Source organism: Psychrobacter sp., assembly GCF_030454045.1.
Lineage (GTDB): Bacteria > Pseudomonadota > Gammaproteobacteria > Pseudomonadales > Moraxellaceae > Psychrobacter.
In genome coordinates, this window is record NZ_JAKDJE010000049.1 from 1 (window position 1) to 22,880 (window position 22,880).

Sequence of the window (22,880 nt, forward strand, 5' to 3'; positions counted from 1 at the left end):
AACAATTTTAGCGATCAGCAGTGCCTATTTGCGAATGTTCAACACGCCCTAATATTGATCGATATGATCCATTCTACAGTTGGCAATTCGGTATGACTGATATGTTTTTATGTTGAGGAAAATAACATGGCAGAGAAAAATTACTATGACATTTTAGGGGTCAAAAAAGACGCCACAGACGCCGAGATCAAAAAAAAATACCGTAAGCTTGTGCGTCAATTCCATCCTGATGTCAGTGATGATCCAGACGCGGATAGTAAGATTGCTGAGATTAATAACGCTTATGAAACCATTAGAGATAAAGATAAGCGTGCCGAATACGATGCGATGTTGGACAACCCGTTCGCTGGACAAGGTGGTGCAGGCGGTTTTGGCGGTCAGGCGGGAGCGTCGCAAGGCGGTTTTCGCTGGGAGGATATCAAAGGCCAGTTCGGCGATGGCGAAGCATTTGGCGATGGCGGCTTTCGTTTCGATGATATTTTTTCAGCGTTTGGTCGCGGGGCGCGTGGTTCAGCCAGTGGTCAGGCTGGTGGTCGCTCTCAAAGCCAAGGGTTTGACCCTTTCGGTGGCGGTTTTGGGACGCAAGATAGTAAAGGTCAGGACCAGCATGCCGAGATTACGGTCGATCTGTCTTCAGTCTATCAAGGGGACGATTACAGCATCAAGTTAAACGTTCCTGTGCGTCAGCCTAATGGCGAGGTGAGCTACGACAACAAAACGCTCAAAATTAAAATTCCAAAAGGCATTACCGATGGCAAGCAAATTCGCTTGAGCGGGCAAGGTGCTGCTGGCAGTAGTAATGGCAAAAATGGCGATTTGTTCTTAAAAGTTAAAATCCGCCATGATGACAATATCCGTATCGAAGGTGCAGACGTTTACCAGACTGTCAATATCGCACCATGGGAAGCCGCATTGGGTGAAAAAATTAATGTCAGTACGCCAGCTGGCACGCTTGGAGTGACCATACCCAAAAACAGTAAGTCTGGTAGCAATCTACGTCTAAAGGGCAAAGGTATCCCTGCCAAGCAAGCGGGCGACTTATACTTAACCTTAAATATCATTAACCCTGATGTCAGTAGCGATGCGGCAAGACAGGCTTATGAGCAGCTCAAGCAAGCCTTTGCCGACACCACTATCAACCGTTAATCCATGCGCTTGATGGTCGACATTCATCATTATAGTTAGCCATAAAGATGAATGCACCAAGGACGAAATAAAGAGAAAACGAGGATAATAGCTATGAACCACTCGCCTGAATTTACCGATATCATTATGAGCTTAGATGAGCTTGTCTCTGCTTGTGGCCAAGAGCGCCAATGGGTCATCGAATTGATTGAAGAAAGTATTATTGAATACGATGTGCCAGAACGTGAACAGTTTACGGGCTATCAGCTGACAACCGTGCGCCGTGCCTCACGACTCAGCCGTGATTTTGATGCCAGCGTGCCTGCCATTGGGTTGATACTTGAGCTGTTAGATGAGGTTGAGCAGCTGCGTCAATTCAAACGTCAGTCTGAGCGCCAAACGCCTATCATAGAGGTTGAGATCGACAGTATAAAGTAGTTAAGACCTAAAAATACCGCATAAAAAAAGGCCTTTGTTAGGCCTTTTTTTATCGACAGAAAATGCTTTGCTAAAAATTAACGTGAATAAGTAGGATCAGCCGCTGCGGTAAATAGCACGTCCGTTGAAGAGTTCAGTGCGGTCTCTGCCGAATCCTGAATCACACCGATGATAAACCCAATGGCAACCACTTGCATGGCGATGTCGTTCGGGATGCTAAACAAGCTTGCTGCTAATGGAATCAGCAGCAACGAACCACCAGCAACACCAGAGGCACCGCAAGCGCTAATCGTCGCCACCAAACTCAATAGAAGCGCTGAAGCAAAAGACACCTCAATGCCCAAGGTGTGAGCGGCAGCAAGGGTTAACACGTTGATGGTAATCGCCGCACCCGCCATGTTGATAGTTGCTCCTAGCGGGATGGTCACTGAGTAAGTATCTTCGTGCAATCCAAGCTTACGCGCTAGGTTCATATTAACAGGAATGTTGGCGGCTGAACTGCGCGTAAAGAAGGCTGTAATTCCTGATTCGCGTAGACATCTGAACACAAGTGGATAAGGGTTTTTACCTGTCTTAACAAGCACGATAATAGGGTTTGCGACCAAAGCGATAAACAGCATACAGCTGATCAGTACCATCAAAATACGGGCATAGCCTGCTAGCGAGGCAAAGCCAGTTTCAGCGACCGTACTGGCAACCAGACCCAAAATACCAAAAGGCGCTAGGGCAATAATCCACTTGACCACTTGCGAGATGGCATCGGCAAAGTCACCAACGACATTGCGGGCTGTGTCGCTGGCTTGGCGTAGCGCAAAACCAATGATGATGGCCCATGCCAAGATACCGATATAATTGGCTTCTGCAATGGCATTGACCGGGTTGGCAACCAAATTCATCAAGAGGTTGGTCAATACTTCTTTTAGGTCGGCGGGGGGAACTTGCGCGATATCGGCGTTGACCAATACCAGATCAGTGGGGAATAAAAAGCTGGCACCAACGGCGGTTAAGGCAGCCAAAAAAGTGCCGAACATGTACATGATCAGCACAGGCTTGACATAGACTTCATTGCCACTGCGATGCTGGCTAATCGCCGCCATGACCAAGATGAACACCAGTATAGGCGCCACGGCTTTTAGTGCACCAACAAACAATGTACCAAGTAGCCCTATGGCGATACCGATACTTGGTGCTAGCCAACCGATCAGCACCCCTAATACCAAACCAATAATAATGAGCGGCACCAGCCCAATACGCTGATACATCGCAATCAATGAACGCATTTGTACATCCTCGACATCTGTCAAAAGTAAATGAATTGTTTAAGCAAAAATTTATCGAGGGATGGTAGCATTTTTTGACATATTCGCCTACTACTCATAGCAGTGGATGCTTTGCATAAAGCGTAGGATAACAGACAAATATGACGAGTATGACGCACTACGAAGCAAGTATGGGCGAATATTCATTAGCGCAAATGCTTGGTCAGTCGGACATTAAAAATAGCGACATACCCAGTGATGCCTAAGATAGGGAGTGTGCTTTTTAGTAAGACAGTGAAGGGGTTAGTGACAAAGTAAAGAGAGAAATAAATGGTCGCACTATACCCTAAAGTGAGTCAGCTCATAGCCTAATTGCTGATAGGTTTTATATTTATGACGACCTTCTTGGGTACTGGTAGCATCAGGCCGGATCAGCTCAAGGACGCGAGAGGGCTTGGCATTATTGGTCGTAGCCATAAAGCCAGTCACCGGACGTGTCGTTGTATTGAGCACGATACCATTAAAGTCTGCTGGCATATGATTGCCAAGTAGCACGGGGGTAGTAGAATGATGAGCGTTAGAGTCAGAACCTGTAGACTCAATATCTGACAAGCAGTGATGCGGGATAAAGCTGGTGGCCTCTTGTGCCCAAAGTGCTGTATCTAGCTCTGCTAGCAACGTTTCATCTTCGATCAAAATCAACAAAGACTGCGTGCTTTTGTTCAGCGCTGTCTGAGTCAGCTGACAAATAAAGCCCAAGAAATCTTGGGCTTTACTCTCACTTAATACATAAAAACTGATCTTCATAGAATGGTTTTCATAAAGTGTTTTTTATAAAATATTTATTCAATCGGCTGTCATTGATTGATTAAGCCATATCCGCACTGTTTTTTAGGTACTGCATAAATAGCGGTACTGGACGACCAGTCGCGGCTTTATCTTTGCCTGAGTTCCATGCGGTACCAGCAATGTCTAAATGCGCCCATGCCTGACCTTCTTCAATGAAGCGAGACAAGAAGCAAGCGGCAGTCACTGCGCCCGCACCTTTACCACCGATGTTTTGGATATCAGCAATTGGCGAGTCAATCAGTGCTTGATACTCGTCGTCTAGTGGCATGTGCCAGATAAGATCACCTGATAAGTTGCTCGCATTCTCTAAATCAAACAATACATCTTCATCGTTACTAAAGACTGCCGAACGCACATGGCCTAATGCAACTACGCAAGCGCCAGTCAATGTGGCGACATCGATGATGGCTTTTGGATTGTAGCGCTGTACATAGCATAAAGTATCAGCCAATACCAAGCGACCTTCGGCATCGGTGTTCAGAATTTCAACAGATTTACCATTCATGGCTTTGACAATATCGCCTGGGCGCGTGGCATCCCCTGATGGCATGTTTTCAGCACAAGCGAGCGCGCCGACAACATTGATCGGTAGACGTGCTTCACACAAGGCTTTGATGGTGCCGAGTACTGAGGCTGAACCGCCCATGTCAAACTTCATCTCATCCATCGCCGCACCTGGCTTGATTGAGATACCACCAGAATCAAAGGTAACGCCTTTACCAACCAAGACGATAGGCGCGTCATCATTGGCGGCTTTGTCTGATTTTTTAGCCGATTTTTTGGTAGGCAGTTTGCCAGCCAAGGCTTTTAAACCACCTGTTGCTTTGGCGCTGTTAGTTGTTGCTTGATCCGTGGTGCCTGCATTTGCACTAAATGAGGATTTACCGCGGTACTCCATGATGACAAGCTGACCTTCTTTGGTAGAGCCTTGAGCCACTGATAAGAAACAGTTCATACCCAGCGCTGACATCTCGTCTTCACCGAGTACCTTGACAGTCAATAGGTCAGGATAAGTTTTTGCAAGTTCTTGTGCTTGCTCTGCCATATATGCAGGGAAGCAAATATTGCCCGGCTCATTGGCGACGTCACGAGTGAGGCTTTGACCGGCGAATACTGCCTGTGCAAATTCGAGCGCAGACTTCAATGAGTCATCTGCCAATAGATAGATATCACTCAATACAGGGGTCGCCTGCTCAGACTTATATTTGTCAAAGCGATAGCTGGCTGCCAATAGGTTTAGGGCAAATTGACCAAAATGGCTTTCTTCTAGCGCATCACCTAAGGCAACGGTAATAGACGATACACGCTTTTGCGTGCTGCTATAGATGGTCTTGGCAATTTTTTGCAGTACGGTATTGCTGAATTTGTCCGTGTTGCCAACACCAACCAACAATAGCTGTACAGGGTTTTGTTTGGTGGTTTTTTTATCCCCTGCTAACGCATAGTCAGCAACAGTCTCACAGGCTGTGCCCTTGAAGTGAGAGACTTCAATCAATTGCTCAATACGAGCGGTATAGTCTGTCAGCATGGAGTTGGCAAGGATGTTTTTCTTATCATCGACCAAGACCACCAGACAAGCGTCGTCTTTACTTTTGGCTTCTTTTTTGAGGATTTTTTGCGTATGAGTCTTTGGCAGGTGCTGAGATAATTTGATATTCATATAGTTATCCTTATTAGAGTTATGAAAATGATGCAATTGCTGGTGCCTGTTAGATTATTGGATTATTTGGCTTATAGAGCAATCACGATAGTGTAGCATATTGCGATGACAGTGCGCAGTTTGCACCGTTTAAGTAAAATGTCGGAATCGTTTTACTTAAACGGTGGTTAGGGGTTCACGCTAACCTTTCACCAACTCATCAGTTGTCACTAACGCCCCAAACCTGTCTTGTAGCGCTGCCATCGCGGTATCATGCATGACCGCAGCACTGATGGTCTCCTTTGAGGCGCTTGGTAGTGCACGAGTGGCGCAAGCATCATGACACACAAAACTGTCAAAACCCAGATCAAAAGCAGCTCTCACACTGGAACTTACGCACATGTGGCTCATAAAACCTGCAAAAATAATTTGTTGTTTGTTTGCAGACGAGAGTAGTGATTGTAGCTGCGTGTCATAAAATGCATTGGGATGGTTTTTGACAATCACGGTTTCACCATCATGCGGCTGTAGTTGCTCGACTATCTCGACGTTAGATGATAAGGGATCAAAGACATTGCCATTTTCTGCCCCATGATGGGTGATGTGAAAGATAGGAATCGTTTTTTGACGGGCTGTGTCTAGCAGTCGCTGTGTATTTTTGATTGCGTTGGTACCCGCTTGTCCGAGTGGCATAGCGCCATTGACATACTCGTTTTGATAATCAATGAGAACGAGGGCGCAATTTGACCAATCAATTGCATCAAATGCTCCACCAGCGAGTTCAAGTAAGGTGGCGGGCGTAGATGTGGGTTGAGTCATGAGTATTCTCCATAGGGTGTTATAAAATTATTTTTATCCGTCAGTCAGTCTAGCAATTAATAACAGAGATAGAGGTTCGATGATACGAATGACAAACAAACCTTTCCAAACTAAATAAATAAAAAACGTATTGGAGAAAACCCTGTTAAACCAATTCCATATAAGATTTCATTAACGATTTATCCAATATTTGATATGTTTATCGTCTACCGATAGTAATGTGCTACCAGTAAAGTGTACGTAATGTTTGCAAACACATTTCACAGCCATTGTTAGGCAAAACATGCTAGGATTAGCGGTTATATTTGTCGCTTGTGTTTGTTGAGTAGGACTAATCAGTCACTCAGTAATTGTCAGTATTATTTGAACGTATACGATGCCTATGATGCATTGTTATTGTGCTCAAATATGACGATAGATCCCCCAATCCATCATGCGCATACCAACTGTTTAAGAGTACCCATTGTGATATTACGCCGCTATATGACTCGACAAGTTGCCTCGACCACTGCTTTGGTGCTGGGGTTTTTGGTAGTAATGATGCTTGGCGGTCGTTTGATACGTTATTTTGGCATTGCTGCTGAAGGACGTTTGGATATTAGCCTGCTGTTTACGATCATCGGTTACAACCTGCCGTATTTTCTAGAATTGATATTACCGCTAGCCTTTTTTATTGCGTTGATGCTGGTGTTTGGTCGTTTATATGTCGATCAAGAAATGGCTGTCATCAATGCCAGCGGCGTGTCTCGCGGTAGGCTGGCGCGCCTGATGACACCATTGATATTAGCGTTGTTTGTTGGTGAGGCGGCGCTATCTATCGTAGGCAAACCATGGGGCGTACGCTCATCTGAGGCGGTGTGGCAGCAGCAAGCATTGACCAGTGCGTTTGATCTGATTCGCCCAAATGAGTTTATAAGCAGTGGTAACTACCATCTATACGTGGGTAGTCTGAGTGATGATAAGAAAAAACTACAAGATGTGATATTGATCCAATCTGAGCCGGCGCCAAAAGGCAATACTGGCAAAAGCGCTGATATGAATAATACGATTGATCAAGAAACCGCTGATCAAATGGGCATCTCTGATATGCCAAAAGATATTATAAATAGAGATGCAAAAGACATCAGTAAAGACACCATCACGCTGGCCAAGCGTGCTGAACAGGTCAATACGGGCAATAGTGGTGTGACTCAGTTGGATCTATTTCAAGGTCGTCGTTACGAAGTGGGTGCAGGCAGCTTGAAATACAATCAAGTCGCCTTTGATCGTTATCGCATCACCCTCACCGAATCCTCACAAGACGTCATCACTGAAGACAATATCGAGACCCAACCGATTGGACCTTTATGGCAGGCGGCAACGGGTGATGCACAAACCAGTACAAATAACGCGCTGCGTGCTGCTCAAGGTGAGCTTGGCTACCGTCTGGCACTGCCGTGGCTGATGATTATCGCACCGATGCTGGCCGTGCCGCTTGCGCAAGTGCGTCCACGCCAAGGGCGTTGGCTACGTTTATTTCCCTCGATTTTATTATTTGTCAGCTGCGCTTTGGGTATCATCTCGCTCAAAAATGCGGTGAGCAAAGGCAGTATTAGCGTATGGGCATATGCATGGCTGGTATTAGGCTTTATGGCACTAGCGCTGTATCTGAATTGGGGCAGCCGTGTGCAACATCGTCTGCGCTTTCGCAAACCAGCAAATAGACTCGCCGCGCCGTCAACTAATGGTATAAACAATCACCGCAATGGCTCGCAAGGAGGGCAGTTTTAATGCGCTCTTTATTTGCTAAACCTACAAGAACCGACCAGCTGGCCAAAAAACCTGCCAATTTAAAAGTCCTCAGCCGTTATGTCAAACTCAACGCCTTACTTGCTATTATCGCGGCCGTCGTTGGTTTATGGGCGTTACAGCTGGTCTTTTCTTACTTATCAGAGCTCGATTCGTTAGATGACCGTTATACGATGGGGCAGGCACTTAAATATATCTTTTATCGATCACCCTATTTCTTAGAGCAATTTATCCCAACGGGTGCGCTACTCGGTGCCGTCATAGGATTGGGCTTACTTGCTAATAAAAGTGAGCTGGTCGTCATGCGTGCGGCTGGGGTCAGCATCTATCGTATCGTCGGCTGGGTGTTACAACCTGCCTTCATTTTTGTGCTACTGGCATTGGCGATTAATCAGTTCGTGCTACCGCATTCCAATCAATTGGCAAAGCAAATAAACGATGAGGACAACACATCGCTGGTCACCTCCGTGCGCGGCTATTGGACAATACAGCCACGATTTGATAGTGCAGCGGATGGTAGCGCGACACCTGATGGCAGCGATATTTTGTATATCGATTATGCCGATGTTGCCGGTAATATCGGCGAGGTCAAACGCTGGCATTTGGACAACAACGGCAATCTGCAAACCGCCGTTCATGCTAAGGGCGGTAAATATATAGGGCGTGAGCCTATCGATGTGACCAGTGACAAGCCAAGCGAGCAGTATCGCTATGAGTGGCAGCTCAATGATATGGTCGAGCTTAGCATTAATCGGGGCTTTGAGAGTAGCCAAGCTGTCTCACCGTCAGATACCCTCAGCCTACCTTTTGCCCCAGAGTCAGTGTATCTACTGACGCGCAAGGCAGAGGATTTGTCTCTGACGCAACTATACGAGCATCGTCAGTTTATGCAAGGGCAGGGCAAGCGCTCCTTGGATCATGAAGTGGCGTTTTGGCAAAAGCTATTATCACCTTTATCAATATTGTCACTGGTTATTGTTGCTTGCTCATTCGTCTTTGGCTCGCTACGGACGCACAGTTTGGGCTTGCGCATCGTGGTGGCTTTGCTGTTTGGCTTGCTCTTTAGCTATATTCAGGATTTGGTTGGGTTTATATCGCTTGCTACAGGATTTTCGCCCATGCTGATGGTGTTATTACCGATTATCGGTAGTGCGCTATTGGGTGGTTATTTGATAAAACGCCAGATGTAGAAAGACAGTTGGTCATACAAAACAAAAAGCACGCTAAATCTATTTTAGCGTGCTTTTTTATGACGATCTTTTATGGTTGGATGCCGAAGACTAATCTTTGGTCGCCATAGTAATCGTATAGGTTTTACCTTGTTTGATCTTTTCGCTATTACCGAACACTTCGGTAAACGAGCGCTTCATAAACTGACGTAAGCCATTGATCGTCACCACATAAAAACGCCCACCTTTACGCATGCGGGCATAAGCATCGAGGAAATACAGATAATGCTGCTCTTTACCGACTTTGGCAGGCAAGTTCGACATCACAAGGCTAAAGTCTTTGTCCGCTGCCACATGGTTAAAGCCATTGGATAAATGCACATCGACATTTTTTAGACCATTTTTTTCGCAGTTACGCCGCGCATACTCCACCGCCATAAAATCCTTATCAATCAGCGTATGCTGACCATTCGGGCACTCGCGCGCCGCAGTCATGCCAAGCACGCCGTAGCCACAGCCTAGATCTATCGAGTCATCATCAGCCTGAAAATCGACGTGATCGAGTAGCATCAAGCTACCATCATCGAGCTTTTGCGGTGAAAAAATACCCCACGTGGTTGCAAAATCAAACGGCTTACCCAGCACGTCTTGCTGAAAATGGATGTCTTCGCGCCAGTGTTCGGCGTTTTTGAGGAGGTCGGCAGGGGGACGATGGTTTGTAGAGCGGCTCATGGGATTCTCAAATAATAGATAGGTAGAAGGGGGTGCGTTGTCCAATTAGACAGTGCGCATCGTATGACGAGTATTGTAGCGAGAAAAGGGCAGGTTTGCAGCATCGTATTACGGGAATCATTATGGTTGCCAAATTTAGCATGTAGAAAATACATAGAAAAAAAGATATTGGCAAGATTAGGTGAGAGGCTTACACTCAACTTTAACCTGATAGCTCTGAAGTAGTATGTATGGCAGACATTATATTTGTATCTAAAGTCGACTTCTGGATCGCGTTGATTTTATGGGTCGGTAGTTTATCACTTATCCTCATTCCATTATGGGAATGGCGCTGGGGTAAAAGTAATTCACGTATGCGAAACATACTGCTAATGATTATCCTACTGCCTTTTGCAGCACTAATACTTATGCCTTTTTTTGGTACTAAATACACCCTAACCGATAGCCAGCTATATGTGGATAGTGGTCTATCTACTCAAACCATTGAACTGGCAGATATCACATATATTACGCCAACTCGAAGCATGACGTCTGCACCAGCACTATCATTGGATAGACTTAAAATAGAATATCGAAACAAAGAAATATTGATATCGCCAAAAGACAAGCCGCGCTTTTATCAAGAGATACAAGCACGTAATCCTAAAATAGTGATAGAGAAAAAATATAATTTCTAAACTACTTACTCAGACGCTTCTTTAACACATGATCAAACACAAACGGCCCAAAGGGCAAAAATGAGCCAAGCACACCAGCAGGCAGCCCCCACAGTGGCATTTTGATTTTATGCGCCGTGATAAAGAGCACCACAATATAAGCGATGAACAACACTCCATGCACAGGCCCGACGTAGCCCACCATTTCAGGCATATTCAGCATATATTTGAGTGGCATGGCGATACCTAGCAGCAGCAAAAAAGACGTGCCTTCCAAATAACCCATCACGGTCAGTTTTTTTAGCGCAAATGCTTGCGCTTTGGTGAGAGTGGGCTTGGATGATGGCTGAGCTTGCGGCACAGTATGGTCCTTTGCTGATGAGTCAATATATAAATTAAGCGCTCGCGCTAACCACGTGGATGGTGCGCGGTATGTAGCTGCTGCAATCTTGCTGTCGCCACATGGGTATAGATTTGCGTCGTGGACAAGTCACTGTGTCCAAGCAATAGCTGTACGCTGCGCAAGTCGGCGCCATGATTGAGCAAATGCGTGGCAAAGGCATGGCGCAGCGTATGCGGTGAGAGTTCTTTGTCGATACTGGCTACTTTGGCGTAACGCTTGATAAGATACCAAAAGTTTTGCCGCGTCATATAGCCGCCTTGCGCGGTCAAAAACACTGCTTGGCAATTGCCAGATTTTAGATGGGCAATCAGATCACCGCGCCCATGAGACAGATAATCTTCTAGCGCATCGCTGGCGTATTCACCGAGTGGCACCAGTCGGGTTTTATTGCCTTTACCGGTGATTTGTAGCCAGCCAGAGTTTAGATTGACTTGCTCAAGTGACAGGTTAATCAGCTCGCTAACGCGCAAACCGCAGGCATAGAGCACTTCTAGCATGGCTTTATCACGCAATCCAAGTGCGGTGCTGGTATCAGGTGCGGCAAGGAGATTATCGACATCAGCCTCGGCCAAATCCTTTGGTAACGGGCGTCCGAGCTTTGGGCTTTTGATACGCTCGCAGGGATTGTCTTCGCGCAGATTGCTCGCTATCATCCATAAATAGAACTGACGCAGACTTGAGAGCATACGCGCTTGGGTGCGTGGGGTTTTACCATCTTGGGCAAGCAGCGAGAGGCAGTGCAGCACATCATCAGGCTGCCACCGAGTCAAGGCGAGTGGGTTGGTCAACTCGCAGGTACGCAAGTCACGCACATAAGCATTACGGGTACGCGTCGCCAAACCACGTGCTAGCATGGCTTGACGAAACTCAGTCATATAAGACGGTTCATCATCGACTGCCAGTGCTTTGGGTTGCCTTTGCTGTACGGCGCGGTCACGGCTCATAGGGTGCTCAAGTATAAGTCAAATATAAATTAACCACTTTTTTTCTTCACCACATAGCGATAGAGCGTGGCGCTTTTGGGGTCATCATCATCGCCATCAACAGTGATTTCATCAGGGTCAGTATCTAGACTGATATTTTCTGCCAATGTTTCTTGAGTCATCAGCTCATGCCCCAGATGACGACAGAAATTTGGAATGTCACGCGTGGTGGCAGGGTCGGTGGCCAGTATTTCAATCATCTCGCCGCTATCTGCTTTGCGAATGGTACGATGTAGCATCATCACAGGCTCAGGACAGATCAGCCCCTGCGTGTCTAGGTGATGGTCAATGTCAGTATTGGGTATTGAAGTGGTCATAGTCATTATCGTAAAGCTAAGTAGATAGGTTAAAGAATGGATCGTTTGTTTAATCGCTTACTGGGGTGTGCTGTCTAGATTGTCTACTGCTTCTGTCTCTTTGTCAGTATTTGCCACTTCTAAAAAGTTAAAAAAGCGCTTAAAACTGACTTTGAATAAAAATGCCACACCCACCCAGCAGGATAATCCCAGCCATGCTGTATCAGCAAATAATAAGCCGCCGAGCAAAATGATGGACGATACGCCAACACTCATGGCAATCATCGACGGCTGATTTAGGCGATAGCGATAAACCACAAAAGCATCATAAAGCGTAATGGGAATGGTCAATGCAACCAAGGCATAGGGCAGGTTATAAAACAGTTGATACAGTAGCTGATTGTCATGAAATGTCTTGATACTGGCAATAGTACCAAAGACCATAAATGCGAAAATAGCAGCATAAATCAGGTAAATCGCTATCTGGTTTGCACGCTGCGCGCCTCTAATACGAGCAATAGCAAGCGGAGCAAAACCATGTTGCGAGTTAGTATGCAAGTCTTGGTCTAGGGCAGTGGTCATAGTAATCAGTCATTTATCTGTGAATAAGTACGATGTAGCAAAATGGTGCGATAGAGACAACAGTGTCTTTTATCTATTTTGCCTAATTAGTCTGCTTTGACCGCATCAATAGCGATACTACTATTTGGATCCGCAAAATAAGTCGACATCAAGATACAAGCAGAGATATCATCAATCGGATCACGTTCATGCTTGATCCAGCCGTTGTCCCATGCGATTTCTCTTGCTTCGATAGAGGTTAAACGCTCGTCACATAATGATACGGTCACTGGCAGATGCTGCTCCATGATTCTATGAGCCAGACGCCGAGCAAATTTATGTGCGCGTTTTGAGAGCATGGAGCTGCTACCATCCATATTTAACGGCAGGCCGACCACCACGTGTGCCACCCCCCAGACTTTGATGATACCGATGAGATTGTCCCAGTCAGGCTGACCATTGTTCATCGCCAAAATATCAAAGGCGCGTGCAGTCTGAGTCATGGTATTGCCAAGCGCCATCCCCATTTTTTTGACGCCATAATCTAGCGCCAAAATAAGATGCGGTTTGATCTTTGGTTCAATGGCATCAATCTCAATGTCACTAATATTGCCACTAACCTTGCCATTAGTGTCAATGTCATCATCAATGGTATCTTCATTATTTGCTATAAAAGGGCTATCTACCATATTAAAGGCTATCCTTTTTTATCTGTATTCATACGGCGACTGATATTAGGCATGACCGATGTCACTGCTAAGATAGTCAAAGTTGACACCGATTTTGTCTGCGGCGATTTGCCAGCGCTCCTCAAATGGCGTATCGAACAATAAGTTCAAATCCGCAGGACAGATCAGCCAGTCGCCGTTGTTGAGCTCTTGTTCTAACTGTTTTTTGCCCCAGCTGGCATGACCCAGACACAGCTGATAATGACCAACCCCTTGTCCTGCCGCGATACGCTTTAGGATATCTTGGCTGGTGGTAATGCAGACGTTTTCTGAGATAGCAAAAGACGATGCCCATTCTGGCTGACCAGTATGCAGTACAAAGCCGACCTCAGGGTACATAGGGCCGCCTTCTAACGCCATATCTCCCATCACTTGCGGATTGGTCACTTCAATATCTAAATCTTCTAGAAGCTTGCCCACTCGTGCTTGCTCTAATGGGCGATTGACCATCAGACCTAGCGCACCATGCTTATCATGGCGGCAGATATAGATGAGCGCCTGCTCAAACCTTGGGTCTGACAGCTCTGGCGCCGCAATTAAGAAGTGGTGAGTTAAATTGGTATTAGGCATAGAAACAAACACAACCGAATAATAAGGGTGAGAGACCACTATATGGTGATAACCAGTAGAAAAGCAAGATTCGCGCCAATTGCTACTAACCGATACAGAGATTTAACAAATGTCTTTATCTGTCGCACTGTTCAAATCTCTTAATCGTCTATTCGGCGTTATTTGACATCAGACAGTAAGCTGCGAGCATGATCACGAGTGACATCAGTGATCGTTACACCACCAGACATACGCGCCAGCTCATCTACTTGCGCTTGATCGGTTAGGATTACCAGCTCGCTTTCGGTTTGTTCTTGATGGTGCTTTTGTACCAAAATATGCTGATGCGCTTGCGCCGCGACTTGTGCTTGGTGAGTGATCGCGAGCAGCTGCTGCGTTTGTCCAAGCGCGCGTAGTAGCTCCCCAACGACTTGAGCCGTACCACCGCTGATACCGACATCGACTTCATCGAATACGAGCATGGGTTTGGCGGCGTTGTTATCAGCGTTGGTTGCTTGCAAGACTTGCATGACCAGCGCCATTCGTGACAGCTCACCACCTGAGGCGATTTTATGCAGTGGCTGCATGGGCATACCGACATTGGCACTGAACAATAAATCAATATCGTAGCAGCCATGTGCATTGTACTGGCTAGGCTCTGTCTTTTTGGTAAAAACGAACTCGCAGCGCGCATTGGGTAGCGCAAGCGGTTGTAGTTGTTCTATAAGCTGTTTACTAATGGTTGGTGCCGCTTTTGTACGCTTTTGATTCAACGTTTTAGCCAGCGCTAGGTACTCCTGCCAAGCTTGCTCAATTTGCGCAGCCATCACATCACTGCTGGGTTCGTTTTCTAGCTGCTCTAATTGCTCCTGCCAAGCTTTTGCTTCTTCGATCAAGTCACTCGCTGGCAAGCTGTGCTTACGTGATAGACGATGACCCAAGCTGATGAGGTTGTCTAGTGTTTGCAAGCGCTCAGGGTCAGGAAGTTGCTGCTCAGCATAGTCTGAGAGGAGCGCCGTTACTTCGGTGATTTGCTGCTGTGCCAAATGCAGCTGCTCAGAGGCTTGCTCAAAGGTTTGGCTGACACCAACTTGATGATCGCAAAGTTTGATCGCTTGCCCAAGCAGCGTCATGACATCAGGCTCATCAGTATCATTGTCGAGCAGATGTAAGCCATGGCTGGCCTCTTGCATCAACGCCTCGATATTAGAGAGCTCTTCGTGCTCAGATTCAATATCTGCGTAGTCCACAGTCAATAAAGGGGCAATATCTGCCAATTGGTTTTGCAACAGCTGGATACGATCTTGTCGCTGGGCTTCACGGCTAGCAATATCATCAGCACGGCGTTTGAGCTGCTGATACTGCTGATAGCTGGTGGCCGTTTGACGTGCCAGTGGCGTTATTTGTGCCATCTCATCCAGCCACTGCACCACAAATTGCGGCTTGAGCAAGGCTTGCTGTGCATGTTGGCTATGAATATTGACCAGAAGAGTTCCTAAGCTTTTGAGCTCAGCCAAACTGACGGGTGTTCCATTCAACCATGCTTTTGAGCGACCATTGTTACTTAACTGCCGGCGAATCAATACTTCAGGCTCTTCTAGCGATCGATCATTTTTTGCAAACCACTCAGCGATGACAGGGTTGTTTTCTACATCAAACTGGGCATAGATATCTGCGTTGTCTGCACCATGTCTCACCATTGCACTGTCTGCACGCGCGCCCACACATAGCGATAGCGCATCAAGCAACAACGACTTACCAGCACCTGTTTCACCAGTGATAACATTGAAGCCCTCAGCGACACTCAGCTCGTGCTGAGCGATCAACGCAAACTGATGTAAAGTTAATGATACTAGCATCAACGCCTCTCATGAAAAACAATGGAGTTCTGGTCAACCTCAAGAATCCATTGATAAAATAGGATAAACAACAGGATAAAATTATCTATCTAACCGTGTTAAATAGATAAGAAAGGTAGGCAAACAGTATGGTGTTAAATGTGTGTAAATACAAACGTTAAGGGTGGATATAGTAAGAAGGTTACCATAAAACTGTCAAAAATCAGCAATGAATAATGATCACAATATCAATTACTAAACCGAATGATTATACCAAAATGACGCTGGCATACTAGGCGCAGTTTTGGGTAAAATCTATCATGACAGATTTAATTCAGGAGCAAAATACTCGCTTAAAAGTATATAAACATTTCCATTTTCGCTCGGCAATAAACCGCATTTTCCCAATCGCTTTAACAAACTTTATAGAGATAATGTGGTAGCATAATCTCACATAATGATAAACTCTTCTCGCAGAGTGGTGCAGTGTACTATATGACAGCGAGTCATAATTTTGTAAAATTACCGACTTATAGTATGAATAGCATGCCAATCATTCATTATTCCAAAGCGTTTTCATAGAACCTGTGGCGACTTTTATTAGCGCGCAGATATCTAATATAGAAGGATACAGTCCCTAAATTAAAGTGTTGACCACACAGCGTTGATGATACTGTATCCAGTTACTTATTTTTTAGTTTTACCATAATTATTTGATAAGGAAGCCACTATGACAGCGGCGCAATTTACGAATGTAACCGTTAATGCCCAAGCGACAATATCTTATGATGGTCGCTGTTCAAGCCATACTATTATGTTTGAAGATGGTCGACATAAGACATTGGGTATTATCTTACCTTGTGACAATTTGGTTGAGCACTACCACTTTAGTACCAATACATCTGAGCGTATTGAGATCACAAGCGGTGAGTGTGAAGTAAAAATCAATGGTGATGACGAGTTCAGCTATTACCGTGCTGGTCAGTCCTTTGTTGTTGAAGGCAACAGCGGCTTTAACCTTCGTACCGAAGAGATTGTGCAGTATGTCTGTCATTTAGAAGGCTAATATTCTGGCAGTCTGATTGATTTAAAATTGATCATAGCTGAGCGAATGCTAACAGTTGAATGTTCACTATTAGTCATTGGCGCGCTTTATCAAATATAGATCACCAAAAGATAAACAATATCGGACTGGTATTGTTTATTTCTGTTTTTAGTGCTGACTTTATTGCGCTTTCATTGGCTTCACTGAAACCCAATAATCTCTTTATTGTTTCATCGCTCATCGCGATACCCACCTGATATATAGTAGGCCTATTATGGCAAAACCCATTTATTTTTATGGCATCCACGCCATCGATGCGCTACTAGAGCACCGTCCGCTTGACGGGCTTAGCTTATTTATACAACAAGGGCGTGAGAGTGACAGTCATGTACAAGCGATCATGGCGCAAGCTGAGGCCAATGGCATCAGTATTCAGCCCACCCAAAAAGACAAACTGACACAGTTATGTGGTAGCCCGCAGCACCAAGGCGTGGTGCTTAATGCGCGTCCACTTGGTTTTGCTGATGAAGGTCTGCTTGATAGTATCATAGGCCGAGAACAGTGCTTATTATTGGTGCTAGACCAAATCACTGACGCGCATAATTTTGGTGCTTGCTTGCGTACCGCGGTAGCAATGGGTGTGGATGCGGTCGTATGTCCAAAACACCATGCAGCAAGTCTGACGCCAACCGTGGCGAAAGTATCGGTTGGTGCCGCAGAGCTGATGCCGATTGTTAGTGTCACTAACCTGGCACGTACGTTATCCCAAATCAAAAATGCTGGGGTCTTTGTGTTTGGGACAGCGCTCAATGCGGATGCCAAACCAATACATGCAGCTGACTTGACTGGCAAGACGGCCATTATTATGGGGTCAGAAGGAGAAGGAATGCGTCGCCTGACAATGGAGAGCTGCGATGAGCTGGTTTATATTCCAATGTCAGGAAACGAGCATGGCAACCTACAGAGCCTAAACGTCAGTGTTGCTACTGGTATGGCACTGTATGAGGTTAATCGACAGCGAACTTTAGCTGCTGGGCAAGTTTAAGATATTCTTGATGCAAAGGCTCTAATTGTAAGTACAAAGAGTCAAGATCGCTCTCGTTGAGGATAACATTGTCTGCATAACGATTACGCTCTTCGCGACTGAGCTGATTGGTCATAATGGCTTTGATTTTTTGAATGCTCTGGCCATCACGTTGGCTGGCACGCGCAAGTTGCGTGTCTTCGGTGGCATCCATCACCAAAATACGTTGGCATAAATTGGCCAGCCCAGCTTCTGCGCCCTCAATAAGCAAGGGCGCTGAGAGTATTATGTATGGCGAGGTACTCAAGTTAAGTTGTGCTTTCGCGGTTTCGCGTATGGCTGGATGGGTGATCGCTTCAAGCTCGATGAGCGCTTCAGGATTGGCAAATACGTGCGTGCGTACGGCCGCTCTATTCATTGATCCGTCATCATTTAATACCCAATCACCAAACCGTTTTTGGATTTTACGTAGAGTGTTGCTACCTTTAGCCACAATCTCATGGGCGATCACATCTGCATCGATAATATCAATCCCTTGTTTGGCAAACCAAGCACTAGCAGCAGATTTGCCACTACCGATTCCGCCTGTCAGACCGACAATCAGGGTCTTATTGTTTATTTGTGAATTTTGCGATTGATGTGAATAGGGTGATGCAGCTTTGTTTGACATAGTGGTGGCTTATTTGAAAAGTGTAATAATAAAAGTAGTGACAGCTTGAATAGGTAGTGCACAAAAATGGTGTCTATTCATTAAGGGAAAAGGCTCATCATCGACATCTAGTAAGTATACATACCCAGATACCAGCTGACGATATCTGCACCGTATAACAAAGCAACAATACCTGCGATAGCAATATAAGGGCCGAAAGCAAAAGGCCGGCTTTCACCTTGTTTCTTCATCAAAATTATTCCGACAATAGAGCCAAGTAATGATGAGAGTAAAATGATCAGTGGCAACATCATAGGTCCAAGCCAAGCGCCCAGTACTGCCAATAGTTTGAAGTCGCCTTGTCCCATTCCATGTTTTTTGGTGATTAGATAAAATACTTTGACCACAATCCATAGGGATAAGAATCCAAGCACAAGACCCCAGATGGACTGCGTTGGTGAGACAAACCAGCTCTGTGAGTTGACCGCCAATCCCAACCCTGCCAATGGAAAAGTCAGACGATCGGGCAGTAGCTGCGTGTCAAAATCGATACCTGTCAGGGCAATGAGTGTCCACACAAGAATAAGTGCTGATAATCCTGCTGCATCAACACCAAACTTGTAAATCACGAGCGCTGATAAGAGCGCCGTTGTCAGCTCAACCAAAGGATAGCGCAGACCGATAGCAGCTTTGCAATCTGAGCAGCGTCCTTGTAGAACCAGCCAGCTTATTAACGGTATATTTTCGTACCATTTTATTTTATGAGCACAGTGAGGGCAGCGTGAGGATGGTCGACTCAAAGTAATGGGTTGGTCCGCAGCGACGATATTCATGATTGGCTGTGCATGCTCAGCAGGTATGTCTGTCTGCTCAGTCATAAATTGGCTGCACTCTTGTCGCCAACCATAGATCATCATGAGGGGTACACGGTAAATCACCACATTTAAAAAACTGCCCACACAAAGACCTAGTAAACCAAATACAACCAATGCCAACGTCATATTGTCTTGTAGTAACGTTATAAACTGCATCAAATTATTATCCTACGACTGAGCCCATTTGGAAGATTGGTAAGTACATCGCAATGACCAGACCACCAACTAATACACCCAGTACAGCCATGATCATAGGTTCCATCAAGCTGGTCAAACCATCAACAGCATTGTCGACTTCGTTTTCGTAGTAGACAGCGACTTTATCTAGCATTTCTTCCAAGCTACCAGATTCTTCGCCAATACCCACCATCTGAATCGCTAGGCTTGGGAACAGGTTAGTAGATCGTATGGAGAACTGTAATTGTTGACCCGTAGAGACATCGTTTTTGATTTGCTGTGTGGCATCATAAAACACGACGTTATTAGTCGCACCAGCCGTAGAATCTAAGGCTTCAATAAGCGGCACACCAGCTGCAAAAGTCGTTGATAAGGTGCGAGCAAAACGAGCAACAACAGCCTGATATGCAATATTGCCAAAAATCGGTGCTTTTAATACGGCACGGTCTAAAAAGTCACGGAATTTTTTAGAGCGTTTTTTGGCTTCAGTAAAGCTGATAATTGCCCCACCAATAATAATAATTAAAATAAACCACCACGACTGCATCCACTCAGACATACCAACCACCATTTGGGTAAAGGCGGGCAGTTCTGCACCAAAGGAGCTAAACAGATCTGAGAATACAGGGACGACTTTGATCAGTAGAATCATCGTGACAATGATGGCAACCACGATAACCGCAATGGGATATTTCATGGCTTTCTTGATTTTGGCTTTTAATAGCTCACTTTTTTCTTTATAGGTTGCCACACGCTCAAGCATGGTCTCTAGCGCACCTGATTGCTCACCCGATTCGACAAGTGAGCAGAATAAATCATCAAAATAGCGAGGATGCTTACGTAAAGCAGAAGCAAAGGTACCGCCTGCTTCAATATCGGCCTTTATTTGTAGCACCAAATCTTTCATGCTAGGGTTATCAAGCGAATCAGCAACAATTTCGAACGACTGCGTCAAAGGCACACCTGCCTTCATCATTGTCGCTAACTGACGAGCGAAAATAGCAATATCAATGGCTTTGATAGATTTTTTGAAAGTGTAGAGAGGCTTTTGTTTCTTTTTAATGCCTTTGACCGTGATCCCTTGCTTACGCAAGGTGGCTTTGGCCAACTCTAAACTGCGACTAGTGGTTTCGCCTTTCACTTTTTGTCCACGCCGGTTCACACCATCATAGACAAAGTCCAGCAGCATATCCGTCTTAGCTTTTGCCATATTACTATCCTCGAAATTGTCCAATGTCCACTATAGATATTGCAAACATAAAGCAGGATGCCAGATGCAAATTATTGATTGGCATACGTTATTTTAGCGCAAAAAACCAGTGTCTATCTGTTTTATTTTCACACCCTTTATTTGTGTTAAATAAGCGGCTGTAAACTTTAGGAATATAAAATTAAAGTACGCTCAATAAAATACCAAACTGACAGTTTATAATTGCTACTCAGAGGTCACACGCATCATCTCTTGAATACTAGTGACACCTTGCAGAACTTTTAAAACCCCAGAACGGCGTAGATCTCGAAAACCATTTTTGAGCGCCGCATCTTTGATATCTATGGCATTGCCATCTTCCATAATGATACGTGAGATGTCGGGGCTGACCTTCATCACCTCATAAATACCTACACGGCCTTTATAACCTTCACGGCACTCATTGCAGCCCACTGGTTCATAAACCACATTGTCTGGATTATCCAAATCTGCATCAGTAAAACCAATCTCTAGCAAACTTTGACGAGGGATATTGATCGGTTTTTTACAGTTCTTGCACAGTCGCCGCGCCAAACGCTGGGCAATGACTAGGTTAACTGAGGTTGCAATATTAAAAGACGCCACTCCCATATTACGCAAACGCGTCAAGGTTTCAGGTGCTGAATTGGTATGTAGGGTGGAGAGCACCATGTGTCCTGTTTGTGCCGCTTTAATAGCGATCTCGGCAGTCTCCAAGTCACGAATCTCACCAACCATGACAATATCAGGATCTTGACGCAAAAAAGACTTGAGAGCGTTGGCAAAGGTTAAGCCGACTTTAGCGTTCACATTGACCTGATTGATACCTTCAAGATTAATCTCAACGGGATCCTCAGCAGTTGAGATGTTCGTCGCACCAGTGTTTAGGATATTGATACCTGTATAAAGAGAGACTGTCTTACCAGAACCAGTAGGGCCAGTAATGAGAAGCATACCTTGCGGCTTATGTAGGGCCTCTAAAAACATCTCTTGTTGATCAGGCTCATAGCCGAGTGCGTCGATACCTAGCATGGCTGATGAAGGATCTAGAACACGTAGAACGATTTTTTCACCGAATAAGGTTGGTAATGAGTTTACCCGGAAATCGATGGCTTTGGTCTTAGAGATTTTGAGCTTGATACGACCATCTTGTGGTATTCTGCGCTCTGAGATATCCATCTGTGACATGACTTTTAGACGAGCCGCAATTTTGCTAGCGAGCTGCACTGGCGGACTGGCCATCTTTTGCATCACGCCATCAACACGAAAACGCACACGGAACGATTTTTCATAGGGTTCAAAGTGCAAATCAGAAGCACCCATACGAATGGCGTCAACCAGCATTTTATTAACAAATTTTACAACAGGTGCTTCATCGACCCCATCATTAAGTTTGGTTGCCCCTTCGTCCTGATCGTCATCCCCTTCTTCAAAACCAACATTTAGATCACTATCTGAAAAGCTATCAAAGCTCTGCATCGTATCAGCGTAAACGCTTTCAATACGATTTTTTAGCTTGTCTTCTTCAACAACAATGGTTTCAATAGACAAGCGTGAGTTAAAGGCGATGGCATCAATGGCATCGACACGGGTTGGATCGCTGAGTGCCACAAATAGGCGTTGGCCTCGTTTGAATAGTGGCAGCGCATTGAATTTGCGGACGATTTTTTCATCAACTAAGTCTTTGGGTATAGCATCAGTATTGAATGCATCCAAGTCAAATAAGGGGTCGCCAAAGGCTTGCGATAGCATTTGAGCAAGATGATAAGCATTGGCCAGTTTGTTGTCTACCAAGTATGGTACTAATCCTATTTGCTGCTCTTGCGACTCAATCTGCGCTGTTTTCATATTGGCTTCACTAACGACGCCATCATTGATGAGCTGCTGCGCTAGGCCGCCATACTTACTGGTTGTCGTTGACATTATGACCTCTCCTTAATACCAAAGAATTTGTATACTACTCTGAGATGTACAAACTGCTTATTCAGGGTTTTCACTAGGGTGTGTATAGAATTCAAATCAGGGGCAACCAGATAAAGACACAAGCGAG

The 22,880-nt window shown here is 45.3% G+C and carries 23 protein-coding genes; 7 read left to right on the forward strand and 16 right to left on the reverse strand.

All coding sequences use genetic code 11. The annotated features are described in order from the left end of the window. Positions 1-126 precede the first annotated feature (126 nt). Both L0G63_RS09480 and L0G63_RS09485 read left to right on the forward strand, forming a co-directional pair. Positions 127-1,146, forward strand: a complete 1,020-nt coding sequence (locus L0G63_RS09480) for a DnaJ C-terminal domain-containing protein (protein WP_301450426.1) — start codon at positions 127-129, stop codon at positions 1,144-1,146. 93 nt (positions 1,147-1,239) lie between these two features. Continuing rightward, on the forward strand, positions 1,240-1,563 hold the full coding sequence (locus L0G63_RS09485; protein ID WP_058024716.1) for a chaperone modulator CbpM: 324 nt from the start codon (positions 1,240-1,242) through the stop codon (positions 1,561-1,563). A 77-nt stretch (positions 1,564-1,640) separates the two neighbouring features. On the opposite strand, the gene sstT is transcribed toward L0G63_RS09485, so the two are convergent. The 4 genes from sstT to L0G63_RS09505 form a co-directional block, all read right to left on the reverse strand. Continuing rightward, entirely contained in the window at positions 1,641-2,843 is a 1,203-nt protein-coding gene (gene sstT / locus L0G63_RS09490; protein ID WP_075105878.1) for a serine/threonine transporter SstT, read from the reverse strand. A 318-nt stretch (positions 2,844-3,161) separates the two neighbouring features. Then, a complete protein-coding gene (locus tag L0G63_RS09495) occupies positions 3,162-3,629 on the reverse strand; it encodes a DNA polymerase III subunit chi (protein ID WP_301450427.1) in 468 nt (155 codons plus the stop codon). A 61-nt stretch (positions 3,630-3,690) separates the two neighbouring features. Continuing rightward, on the reverse strand, positions 3,691-5,331 hold the full coding sequence (locus tag L0G63_RS09500) for a leucyl aminopeptidase (protein WP_301450428.1): 1,641 nt from the start codon (positions 5,329-5,331) through the stop codon (positions 3,691-3,693). A 180-nt stretch (positions 5,332-5,511) separates the two neighbouring features. Further along, positions 5,512-6,129 carry a cysteine hydrolase family protein gene (locus L0G63_RS09505; RefSeq protein WP_301450429.1) on the reverse strand — a complete coding sequence of 206 codons (618 nt, stop codon included), beginning with the start codon at positions 6,127-6,129 and terminating at the stop codon, positions 5,512-5,514. Positions 6,130-6,612: 483 nt separating this feature from the next. On the opposite strand from L0G63_RS09505, the gene lptF reads away from it, so the two are divergent. Both lptF and lptG read left to right on the forward strand, forming a co-directional pair. Further along, entirely contained in the window at positions 6,613-7,899 is a 1,287-nt protein-coding gene (lptF, locus tag L0G63_RS09510) for an LPS export ABC transporter permease LptF (RefSeq protein WP_301450445.1), read from the forward strand. Further along, positions 7,899-9,107, forward strand: a complete 1,209-nt coding sequence (lptG, locus tag L0G63_RS09515; RefSeq protein WP_301450430.1) for an LPS export ABC transporter permease LptG — start codon at positions 7,899-7,901, stop codon at positions 9,105-9,107. Before lptF ends, lptG begins: the two co-directional genes overlap by 1 nt. Before the next feature lie 90 nt (positions 9,108-9,197). Here lptG and L0G63_RS09520 read toward each other — a convergent pair whose 3' ends face one another. Next, positions 9,198-9,818, reverse strand: a complete 621-nt coding sequence (locus L0G63_RS09520; protein ID WP_301450431.1) for a class I SAM-dependent methyltransferase — start codon at positions 9,816-9,818, stop codon at positions 9,198-9,200. A 230-nt stretch (positions 9,819-10,048) separates the two neighbouring features. On the opposite strand from L0G63_RS09520, the gene L0G63_RS09525 reads away from it, so the two are divergent. Then, positions 10,049-10,495, forward strand: a complete 447-nt coding sequence (locus L0G63_RS09525) for a PH domain-containing protein (protein ID WP_301450432.1) — start codon at positions 10,049-10,051, stop codon at positions 10,493-10,495. A gap of 1 nt (position 10,496) precedes the next feature. Here the strand turns inward: L0G63_RS09525 and L0G63_RS09530 are convergent, their stop codons facing one another. The 7 genes from L0G63_RS09530 to recN all read right to left on the reverse strand — a co-directional run bounded on the left by L0G63_RS09530 (position 10,497) and on the right by recN (position 15,853). Then, positions 10,497-10,835: a DUF3817 domain-containing protein gene (locus L0G63_RS09530; RefSeq protein ID WP_301450433.1), complete on the reverse strand. Its 339-nt coding sequence runs from the start codon at positions 10,833-10,835 to the stop codon at positions 10,497-10,499. Positions 10,836-10,882: 47 nt separating this feature from the next. Further along, a complete protein-coding gene (gene xerD, locus L0G63_RS09535) occupies positions 10,883-11,821 on the reverse strand; it encodes a site-specific tyrosine recombinase XerD (RefSeq protein ID WP_301450434.1) in 939 nt (312 codons plus the stop codon). Positions 11,822-11,850: 29 nt separating this feature from the next. Further along, complete coding sequence (tusA, locus tag L0G63_RS09540) at positions 11,851-12,177, reverse strand: sulfurtransferase TusA (RefSeq protein WP_301450435.1); 327 nt, start codon at positions 12,175-12,177, stop codon at positions 11,851-11,853. A gap of 57 nt (positions 12,178-12,234) precedes the next feature. Beyond that, a complete protein-coding gene (locus L0G63_RS09545; RefSeq protein ID WP_301450436.1) occupies positions 12,235-12,738 on the reverse strand; it encodes a hypothetical protein in 504 nt (167 codons plus the stop codon). Between the two features lie 86 nt (positions 12,739-12,824). Beyond that, positions 12,825-13,406, reverse strand: a complete 582-nt coding sequence (ruvX, locus tag L0G63_RS09550; RefSeq protein WP_301450437.1) for a Holliday junction resolvase RuvX — start codon at positions 13,404-13,406, stop codon at positions 12,825-12,827. A gap of 45 nt (positions 13,407-13,451) precedes the next feature. Then, complete coding sequence (locus tag L0G63_RS09555) at positions 13,452-14,015, reverse strand: YqgE/AlgH family protein (protein WP_301450438.1); 564 nt, start codon at positions 14,013-14,015, stop codon at positions 13,452-13,454. Between the two features lie 158 nt (positions 14,016-14,173). Then, entirely contained in the window at positions 14,174-15,853 is a 1,680-nt protein-coding gene (recN, locus tag L0G63_RS09560) for a DNA repair protein RecN (protein ID WP_301450439.1), read from the reverse strand. Positions 15,854-16,562: 709 nt separating this feature from the next. Here recN and L0G63_RS09565 point away from each other — a divergent pair. Beyond that, complete coding sequence (locus L0G63_RS09565) at positions 16,563-16,898, forward strand: pyrimidine/purine nucleoside phosphorylase (RefSeq protein WP_301450440.1); 336 nt, start codon at positions 16,563-16,565, stop codon at positions 16,896-16,898. 253 nt (positions 16,899-17,151) lie between these two features. Then, entirely contained in the window at positions 17,152-17,922 is a 771-nt protein-coding gene (gene rlmB / locus L0G63_RS09570; RefSeq protein ID WP_301450441.1) for a 23S rRNA (guanosine(2251)-2'-O)-methyltransferase RlmB, read from the forward strand. Here the strand turns inward: rlmB and coaE are convergent. The 4 genes from coaE to pilB all read right to left on the reverse strand — a co-directional run bounded on the left by coaE (position 17,885) and on the right by pilB (position 22,753). Then, positions 17,885-18,571 carry a dephospho-CoA kinase gene (coaE, locus tag L0G63_RS09575; RefSeq protein WP_301450442.1) on the reverse strand — a complete coding sequence of 229 codons (687 nt, stop codon included), beginning with the start codon at positions 18,569-18,571 and terminating at the stop codon, positions 17,885-17,887. The genes rlmB and coaE overlap by 38 nt on opposite strands. Positions 18,572-18,678: 107 nt before the next feature. Continuing rightward, positions 18,679-19,581, reverse strand: a complete 903-nt coding sequence (locus tag L0G63_RS09580; protein WP_301450446.1) for an A24 family peptidase — start codon at positions 19,579-19,581, stop codon at positions 18,679-18,681. Positions 19,582-19,588: 7 nt separating this feature from the next. Next, a complete protein-coding gene (locus tag L0G63_RS09585) occupies positions 19,589-20,812 on the reverse strand; it encodes a type II secretion system F family protein (protein WP_301450443.1) in 1,224 nt (407 codons plus the stop codon). A gap of 225 nt (positions 20,813-21,037) precedes the next feature. Next, positions 21,038-22,753 carry a type IV-A pilus assembly ATPase PilB gene (pilB, locus tag L0G63_RS09590; protein WP_301450444.1) on the reverse strand — a complete coding sequence of 572 codons (1,716 nt, stop codon included), beginning with the start codon at positions 22,751-22,753 and terminating at the stop codon, positions 21,038-21,040. Positions 22,754-22,880 lie beyond the last annotated feature (127 nt).